At 54.9% G+C, this 5,022-nt stretch carries 3 protein-coding genes and 1 pseudogene; 1 reads left to right on the top strand and 3 read right to left on the bottom strand.

Features of this window, described 5'->3' with window-relative positions; translation table 11 throughout:
• Positions 1-175 precede the first annotated feature (175 nt).
• The 3 genes from yfaE to nrdA form a co-directional block, all read right to left on the bottom strand.
• Positions 176-436 (bottom strand): class I ribonucleotide reductase maintenance protein YfaE, encoded by a 261-nt coding sequence (gene yfaE / locus MYY08_RS05730; protein WP_038625123.1) that lies wholly within the window; start codon positions 434-436, stop codon positions 176-178.
• A gap of 2 nt (positions 437-438) precedes the next feature.
• A complete protein-coding gene (nrdB, locus tag MYY08_RS05725) occupies positions 439-1,569 on the bottom strand; it encodes a class Ia ribonucleoside-diphosphate reductase subunit beta (protein WP_038625125.1) in 1,131 nt (376 codons plus the stop codon).
• Between the two features lie 159 nt (positions 1,570-1,728).
• Entirely contained in the window at positions 1,729-4,014 is a 2,286-nt protein-coding gene (nrdA, locus tag MYY08_RS05720; protein WP_038625127.1) for a class 1a ribonucleoside-diphosphate reductase subunit alpha, read from the bottom strand.
• An 847-nt stretch (positions 4,015-4,861) separates the two neighbouring features.
• On the opposite strand from nrdA, the pseudogene MYY08_RS05715 reads away from it, so the two are divergent.
• Positions 4,862-5,022: pseudogene (locus MYY08_RS05715) on the top strand (MFS transporter); the annotation flags it as partial.

Raw genomic sequence — 5,022 nt, 5'->3', positions numbered from 1 at the left:
TTTGAGATGGCCATTGCCGTCAAATGAGATGTTCCGATCCTGCGGCATAAGACGGAATTTTTTGTTTTCAAAGCAACGGATAAAAGTAAAAGAACAGGAGAGAAAGGGAAGAGAAGAGCGATGCCGCTTATAGAGGCGCATAGGCCTATAAAGAAAAAGCGGGCCGCGGCCCGCTTCAGAGTTCGATTTCGATATCGCCGTTGGCTTTACAGCAGCAGGGCAGGATCTCGCCCTGCTGGATAAAGGCCAGCGGCTGCCCGGCGTAGCTGACTTCTCCCTTCACCAGGCGCGTGCGGCAGGAGCCGCAGTAGCCTTCGCGGCACTGATACTCGATACAAATATTATTCGCTTCCAGCAGCGCCAGCAGCGAGGGATGCTCGTCGGTGCATTCAAGCTGCGCGCCGGAAACGCGCAGTTTGATCGTCATACCCGCCATAATTACAGCTGGAAATCGTCGAAGTCGTTTTCACCCACTTCCGAATCGATCTGACCCACCAGGTAGGAGCTGACCTCTACTTCCTGCGGCGCCACCTGCACGTTGTCGGAAACCAGCCAGGCGTTGATCCATGGAATCGGGTTAGAACGCGTCTGGAACGGCAGATCCAGGCCCACCGCCTGCATACGGATATTGGTGATGTACTCGATGTACTGGCAAAGAATATCTTTGTTCAGGCCGATCATCGAGCCGTCGCGGAACAGGTATTCCGCCCACTCTTTTTCCTGCACCGCCGCCAGCTTGAACAGGTCGTAGCACTCCTGACGGCACTCCTGGGCGATCTCCGCCATTTCCGGGTCGTCTTCACCGCTGCGCATCAGGTTCAGCATATGCTGGGTGCCGGTCAGGTGCAGCGCTTCGTCGCGGGCGATCAGGCGAATGATTTTCGCGTTGCCTTCCATCAATTCGCGCTCGGCAAAGGCAAAGGAGCAGGCGAAGCTGACGTAAAAGCGGATCGCTTCCAGCGCGTTGACGCTCATCAGGCAGAGATAAAGCTGTTTCTTCAGCGCGCGCAGGTTAACGGTAATGGTTTTGCCATTGATCTGATGCGTGCCTTCGCCGAGCAGATGCCAGTAGTTGGTCATCTCGATCAGATCGTCGTAGTAGCCGGAAATATCGCTGGCGCGCTTCAGGATCTGCTCGTTGGTGACGATATCATCGAACACCAGCGACGGATCGTTGACGATGTTGCGGATGATATGCGTATAAGAGCGCGAGTGGATGGTCTCTGAGAAGGCCCAGGTCTCTACCCAGGTTTCCAGCTCCGGGATCGAGATCAGCGGCAACAGCGCCACGTTCGGGCTGCGGCCCTGGATGGAGTCGAGCAGCGTCTGATATTTCAGATTGCTGATAAAAATGTGCTTTTCATGCTCCGGCAGCGCCTGGAAGTCGATGCGGTCGCGCGACACGTCCACCTCTTCCGGACGCCAGAAGAAGGAGAGCTGCTTTTCAATCAGCTTTTCGAAGATGTCATATTTCTGCTGATCGTAACGCGCGACGTTAACCGGCTGGCCGAAGAACATCGGTTCCAGCAGCTGATCGTTTTTATTCTGAGAAAACGTGGTGTAAGCCATAGTTCATTCCACATGCTAACGGGACAGGCTGGCGCTGCGGTAAAGCAGCGCGCTGACAGCCGTTTTGACCGCGCGCCGCGCGGCCTGCCATGTTTGCGGCTCCGCCTGCTGGCGGGGCCAGAAGAAAAGTCATGGCCGGTTTGCGCCGGCCAGACCCGATTAAATTTTACAGGCGCCGCTTTCGCAGCCGTCGTCCTGGATAGAAGGCGCGATATCATCCTGCGCATCTTCCGCACCGTCACGGGTGTTCTGATAGTAGAGCGTCTTCACGCCGAACTTATAGGCGGTCAGCAGATCTTTCAGCAGCTGCTTCATCGGCACCTTGCTGTTCGGGAAGCGCGACGGATCGTAGTTGGTGTTGGCGGAGATCGCCTGGTCGATAAACTTCTGCATCAGACCCACCAGCTGCAGATAGCCGTCGTTGCCCGGCATTTCCCACAGCAGCTCATAGCTCTCTTTCAGACGCTCATACTCCGGCACCACCTGGCGCAGGATGCCGTCTTTCGACGCTTTGATGCTGATGTGGCCGCGCGGCGGCTCAATGCCGTTGGTGGCGTTGGAGATCTGCGAAGACGTCTCAGACGGCATCAGCGCGGAGAGCGTGGAGTTGCGCAGGCCGTGCTCTTTGATCGAGGCGCGCAGCGTATCCCAGTCGAGGTGCAGCGGCTCGTTGCAGATCGCATCCAGATCTTTCTTGTAGGTATCGATCGGCATGATGCCCTGCGCGTAGGTGGTTTCGTTGAACCACGGGCAGGCGCCCTGTTCCTTCGCCAGCTCGTTAGAGGCTTTCAGCAGGTAGTACTGAATGGCTTCGAAGGTTTTGTGCGTCAGGTTGTTGGCGCTGCCGTCGGAGTAGCGCACGCCGTGCTTCGCCAGATAGTAAGCGAAGTTGATGACGCCAATGCCCAGCGTGCGACGGCCCATTGCGCCGCGTTTCGCCGCCGGAATCGGGTAGTCCTGATAGTCGAGCAGGGCATCGAGCGCGCGTACCGCCAGGGTCGCCAGTTCTTCCAGATCGTCCAGGCTCTCAATCGCACCCAGGTTAAAGGCGGAGAGGGTGCAGAGGGCGATTTCGCCGTTCTCGTCGTTCACATCCATCAGCGGCTTGGTCGGCAGCGCGATTTCCAGGCAGAGGTTGGACTGGCGTACCGGCGCGATAGCCGGATCGAACGGGCTGTGGGTGTTGCAGTGGTCGACGTTCTGGATGTAGATACGACCGGTGGAGGCGCGTTCCTGCATCATCAAAGAGAAGAGATCGACTGCCTTCACGCGCTGCTTGCGGATGCTCTCATCCTGCTCATATTTGGTATAAAGACGCTCGAACTCGTCCTGATCGGCGAAGAACGCGTCATACAGGCCCGGCACGTCCGACGGGCTGAACAGGGTGATATCCTGGCCTTTCAGCAGGCGCTGATACATCAGCTTGTTGATCTGTACGCCGTAGTCCATGTGGCGCACGCGGTTGCCTTCCACGCCGCGGTTGTTTTTCAGCACCAGCAGGCTTTCCACTTCCAGATGCCACATCGGGTAGAAGAGGGTGGCCGCGCCGCCGCGCACGCCGCCCTGAGAACAGGATTTCACCGCGGTCTGGAAATGTTTGTAGAACGGGATACAGCCGGTATGGAACGCTTCGCCGCCGCGGATCGGGCTGCCCAGCGCGCGGATGCGACCGGCGTTGATGCCGATGCCGGCACGCTGTGAAACATATTTCACGATGGCGCTGGAGGTGGCGTTAATCGAGTCGAGGCTGTCGCCGCACTCAATCAGCACGCAGGAGCTGAACTGACGGGTCGGCGTGCGCACGCCGGACATGATCGGCGTCGGCAGGGAAATCTTAAAGGTGGAAACCGCGTCATAGAACCGTTTCACGTAATCCAGGCGAGTTTCGCGCGGATAGTTGGAGAACAGGCAGGCGGCGACCAGGATATAGAGGAACTGGGCGCTTTCATAAATTTCGCCGCTGACGCGGTTCTGCACCAGATACTTGCCTTCCAGCTGCTTCACCGCCGCGTAGGAGAAGTTCATATCGCGCCAGTGATCGATAAAGCTGTCCATCAGCTCGAACTCTTCACGGCTGTAGTCTTCCAGCAGGTGGCGGTCATATTTGCCCATCTCCACCATGCGTGAGACCTGATCGTAAAGCGCCGGCGGCTCGAACTGGCCGTAGGCTTTTTTACGCAGGTGGAAGATAGCCAGGCGCGCGGCCATGTACTGGTAATCCGGCGCGTCACGCGAGATCAGGTCCGCGGCGGCCTTGATGATGGTCTCGTGGATATCGGAGGTTTTAATGCCGTCGTAGAACTGGATGTGGGAACGCAGCTCAACCTGGGAAACGGAGACGTTTTGCAGGCCTTCCGCCGCCCAGTCGAGAACCCGGTGGATTTTGTCCAGATTGATGCGCTCTTTGCGGCCATCGCGTTTAGTGACGAGCAGACTCTGATTCATGTCGCGTTTTACCTGTCCGTGAAAAAAATATCCCCCGTTTATACACAGCTTGCTCTTTGTGAGTAACTCTGTGGATAAACACTATATATAGGGGGTGGAGAATGAATGAACAACTAGATGGTGAGTATTCTAGTAATTTATCCCTGCTTAACAAGCCTTGATTTTCGTTACGAATTCGTGATCGCAGGCTGGCTAATTTCCTAAGTCCGCGTTTCATAAGGCTGGCAGCGGATGTCAATGGTTTGAAAAAAAAACTTAGAATTTGATCGAGCGCCTGATTCTTGCTCAGCGGGCAAAAATCCGCTTTTTTTTCTGGCAAAAGGGTCTACGCGCTCTGCGAGCCGGCCCGTTTACACGTCAGTCTGCGTCGTGCTGGTTTGGCGCTGATATCGGACAGGCGGCGAGCAAAGGGGTAATTTCACTTTGTAATAATAAAGCTGGTTATTTTCTCCGCTGTACAGGCCGACGTTTAGCATCCGTCTTATTCTGTTTATTCAGATAATTCCTGGGTGCCTCTGTTTAATTTTTAAAAATATCAACCAGAAAACAGACCGTTTTCTGTTTGTGATTGTTATCACTAAACTGACATCTTTTTTCTCCGCAACACGCGTTTAACCTGTCTTCTTAACTTATCCGTCCAGCCGCTTTTTTTCGTAACCCCTGATGATTTAAGCCATTTATTGCCTGTATGTGAGGGCGATAGCGCCGGGCAGGTGAGTAAGATTTTTCATGGAGGTCACTTTTTTTTAATGCGGTGTTAATCACATTATTCATGCCTTTATAAATATATAAAAAAGCACTTCATTTAAAATGAAACATCGGTTCAATTATATAAAGGCCGGAAATCATGATAAATAAATCAGTACCTCTGGGACAAAACAGAAGAATCACCGTGGGCCATCAGCTGGCCTACGGCGGCGGGAACCTGCTGGGAAGCGGCGCGCTGGCTATCGCCGGCGCCTGGCTGCTCTATTTCTATACCACCTTTTGCGGCCTCTCTTTACTGGA

It is taken from the genome of Mixta sp. (assembly GCF_024610815.1).
Lineage (GTDB): Bacteria > Pseudomonadota > Gammaproteobacteria > Enterobacterales > Enterobacteriaceae > Mixta > Mixta calida.
Note: the sequence above shows the minus strand (reverse complement) of the source record. Positions and strands in the feature narration are given on the sequence as shown.